2 protein-coding genes are annotated in these 2900 nt (G+C 46.5%); both read right to left on the bottom strand.

Features of this window, described 5'->3' with window-relative positions:
* The coding region (locus EOO50_RS17540; RefSeq protein ID WP_290841583.1) for a hypothetical protein at nt 1-2017 on the bottom strand (2017 nt) is incomplete at its 3' end.
* A gap of 65 nt (nt 2018-2082) precedes the next feature.
* The coding region (locus tag EOO50_RS17535; RefSeq protein ID WP_290841582.1) for a T9SS type A sorting domain-containing protein at nt 2083-2900 on the bottom strand (818 nt) is incomplete at its 5' end.

The following is a 2900-nucleotide window of genomic DNA, read 5'->3' as shown; positions in this document are numbered from 1 at the left end:
CAATAGGATTGATCGTCGCCGTGAAATCGAGAACGTCGTCGATGTTTACGGGCGGCGTTTCCATCGGGCCGTTTACGTTGAAATTCACCCAAACTGATCCGCTCGCGAACGGTTGCAGGGTCGAGAAATTCCACGCTAATGAATTTGCGGTCTGTGAGATCGGTGCAGACGAGGCCTGTAAAAAATCCAAAACGTCGTCTTCAAAATTCAAAGTAAAATCTCCTGACAACGTTTGGTTGCCTTTGTTTCGATAGAGGATCTCGTAGGTCGCGTCGAAACCCGGCTGGGCTTGATTCGTGGGCGCGATGATGATTTCGAGATCGGGATGGACGCCGTTGGGAACGACGCAGATGTCTTGGTTGAAGATTGATCCGTTTTCGGCCGGGAAATTCACCGTAATCGGGGCCGATGCGACGAAATACGTCGGGTTTTCATATTCGGCGCTGATCGCAAAATTTCCTGTTGCGGTGTAGAACGAGTAAGTGCCGTCGGTTTCGACGAACGTGTAGCCTTGATCGGTTCCGTCGTTGATCTTGACTTTTACGTTCGGAACCGTTACGTCCGAAGCGGAACAACCGTTGGTATCGGCGTCGACGCGGGCGATTCCGGTTATGGTGTTGAAGTTACCTCCGGGCGTGAAGGAGCAGTAGGAACTGACGACGATGTCATTTTCAGGCAACGAAGAATTTATGCTGGCTTGAATACTTTCTATTTGCGCTTCGTCGGCGCAGATGAACTTCAATAAAATTTCCTCTCCATTGTTGCCTCCATAGTACGAAAAGCCCAGATAACTCTCGACGGAACCATTCTTGGCCAATATGGTTTCGAGCGGATTGCCTTCGGCAAAAAGATTGACGAGTGAATGACAATCGGAAACATCCAATTGCGTGAGCTGATTTCCAGTAACATCAATGCTTTCCAATTCCGTACAGCCTGAAAAATCGATGGCCGAAATTTGATTACCGCCGACATTATAGTAATTCAACAAAGGAAATTCAGATAATGAGTAAGATCCGGAAAGATGGTTACCGTCGAACATCAAACTTGTCAAGGAAGGGCAGTTTTCTATAGCGTACTGTGATAAATTTCCCAAAATAGCGTCGACGCTTTCCAACAGCGGGCAATTCGAAATGTGCAATGAAGTGATTTCGCTGAGTGTTATCGTTAAATTATTTAAGGCCAAAAGCCCATCCAATTCCAATTCTTCGAGACCCTGATTCATTGACAAATACAAATCATCAAGCGCGATGCATCCCGTTAGATTCAAATTGCTTACGTTGACCGCCGAACTCATATCGATATAGGAAAGACTTGAACAGCCACTCAAATTCAAACTTTGGAGTGATTCAGAACGTACGGACAAAAATGTCAACGATGTCGTATTTGACAAATCAAGTGCGACCATCGGCGCTTCCTCGTATATCGAAACGTACTGCAAGCTCGGCAATCCGGCAATATTGTAAAGAGCACCCAACGAATTGCCCTCATAGGAAAAATACGACAGGCTATTCAGCCCTGCCAAGTCCAATGACGTAATGCCATCTGAATTAACCGAGTATTCGACTAACGGGCAACCAACTACTGAAATAGCGGTGAGTTGATGCGCGGTCAAACCCAATCGCGTTAAGGTTTGTATGTTATTGACCGAAAAGTTAGTCGTTTGGTTATTGCGCCAATCGATCTCTTGCAGTGCGGGATGATCCGAGAGATTGAACGCCAAAATAGTATTGTTTTCAACTTGAAGTTCAGTCAAATTGGCAAATTCGATCAATTCGGGAATCGACACAATATTCCCGCCGATGAGCTTGAGTCTTTTTACCTGAAGCGCTTCCGATTGCTGGATTTCCCCGTCATTGTTTACGTCAATCTTAAAGTTCGCATTCTGGAGATTTTCGGCAATGGTGTTACTGGCCGAAGCGCTCAACAACATTGTCTTGAAATTCGGATCGGAGAAATTTATGATTTGAGAAAAAGAAAGAACAGGGAGCAATGACAGCGTGAGTAGTAGTTTTTTCATGTTCGTTATTCTAAAACAGACGCATTTGCCCTGAAAAGGTTGCGCCTAAATTACCTTGGTAAAAATTATTGCTTCATTACTTTCTGAACCGACATTCCTTCGCCCGAAACCACTTTCACGAAGTAAATCCCGGAATTACTCTGCTTCATCTCGATAACCGTTTCCGTCATCGACGGCAATTGCGTCATCACCAATCGGCCTTGGATGTCATAGACCTGGACCGATTTGATCTCGGAATTGGCTTTTACGTGCAAGACGTCCGAAACCGGATTCGGCGAAACAACGATCGAATTGTCGCGATCGAACTCAGAAACCGACAATTGTTGGAATGTGGTATTTGCGGGATTCGTCTCGATCGGAAAATTGTAATCGAAGAAAATGTTCGCGATGTTCGTTACCGTCGCGCCGACCGTGAGCGTATTTTTCGTCTTGATCTTGAACGTCACGTTGCCGCGTTCGTTCACGCCGAGGTTAATGTTCGGCAAGATGAATTCGACCTTGTTGCCCGTAATCCTTACATCGGCGATAGTTGGAGCCGACGTCAATTGGAACGTCGAGATGTCGAATTTGCTTTCATCGATCTCATCGGCGATCACGATGTTCGTCGCCGGAAATGTTCCCGTGTTTTCGAAATTGATCACGTAATGCAGGTAATTGCCGATTTTGTCGGGAGAGACGGTTGCGCCTTCGAGGCAATGCTTGTCGTTCGGGTCAAAGGAACCGACGACGGTTTGGTGTAATGTGAACGTATTGTCGGCGGGAAGATCGTCTCCAGCAATAGGATTGATCGTCGCCGTGAAATCGAGAACGTCGTCGATGTTTACGGGCGGCGTTTCCATCGGGCCGTTTACGTTGAAATTCACCCAAACTGATCCGCTCGCGA

The organism is Flavobacterium sp., from assembly GCF_004211145.1.
Taxonomy (GTDB): domain Bacteria; phylum Bacteroidota; class Bacteroidia; order Flavobacteriales; family Flavobacteriaceae; genus Flavobacterium.
Note: the sequence above shows the minus strand (reverse complement) of the source record. Positions and strands in the feature narration are given on the sequence as shown.